Source organism: Ensifer adhaerens (genome assembly GCF_001270265.1).
GTDB classification, from domain to species: Bacteria; Pseudomonadota; Alphaproteobacteria; order Rhizobiales; family Rhizobiaceae; genus Ensifer; species Ensifer adhaerens_B.
In genome coordinates, this window is sequence record NZ_LGAP01000085.1 from 1 (window position 1) to 823 (window position 823).

At 58.6% G+C, this 823-nt stretch carries 2 protein-coding genes; one reads left to right on the forward strand and one right to left on the reverse strand.

Features of this window, described 5'->3' with window-relative positions:
* Positions 1–471, reverse strand: a 471-nt coding sequence (locus tag AC244_RS34775) for a helix-turn-helix domain-containing protein (RefSeq protein WP_152976248.1), incomplete at its 3' end; no start/stop codon positions are given.
* 43 nt (positions 472–514) lie between these two features.
* Here AC244_RS34775 and AC244_RS34780 point away from each other — a divergent pair.
* A complete protein-coding gene (locus tag AC244_RS34780; protein ID WP_053253365.1) occupies positions 515–802 on the forward strand; it encodes a LexA family protein in 288 nt (95 codons plus the stop codon).
* Positions 803–823: the final 21 nt, after the last annotated feature.

An 823-nucleotide genomic window follows, 5' to 3' on the forward strand; every position in this document is an offset into this window, starting at 1 on the left:
ATCGATTTTGGCGATGCACCACATTTTCCTCTGCCACGGCTTCAGGTCGTTGTCGTCCAGCCGGCGGCGGATGGTTTCGCGTGAGACACTCTGATGTTCGACCACCTCCAGCAGCGCGTTGGCCAGAAGCGTCAAGGTCCACCGGGCGCAGCCCTCGGGCGGATCCGAGCAAGCCAGAGCGACCAGTTGTACCTCTTCCTTGCCGCTCAGCTTTCGAGCCGCCCCGGGGCGTGGCTCTTCACTGAGGGCGGCCTCCAGGCTGATCTCTACAAAGCGTTTTTTGGTGCGGTAGATGGTCGAGCCGCTGGTCTGCACCGAGGCCTCGATGGCCTTGTCGCTGACGCCGGCGTCCGCTGCCAGCAGGATCTGCATTCGCTTGAGCCGTCGTACTGGCTGCTTGCCGCCGCTCACCAAAGCGCGAAGCTCGTCGCGTTCGACCTGGCTAAGATCGACTCGATATCGTACGTTCATTCACAAAGCCCTCTATAATGGAGGGGCCCTGGATGAATCCAAAATGAATCAATTGCTTGACCAAAACACACCCGCTAGGCCAGCCACGTTCACCGCCAAACAGGGCCAGTACCTCGCCTTTATATGGGCCTATTCACAGATCAATGACCGCGCCCCGGCGGAGGCAGACTTCCAGCGCTACTTCAAAGTCACCGCACCCTCAGTCCACCAAATGCTAAAGACCCTCGACCAAATCGGATTGATCAAAAAGCAACCAGGCGTGGCGCGCAGCATCCAACTGCTTGTCCCGCCCCAAGAACTGCCAATCCTCGGCATAGACAACCCGTCATAATCTCTGAGACGAAACACTAGC

Bases quoted from the DNA above. Each gene is read 5' to 3' on its own strand.
- AC244_RS34780 (WP_053253365.1), top strand. From the start codon at position 515: ATGAATCAATTGCTTGACCAAAACACACCCGCTAGGCCAGCCACGTTC.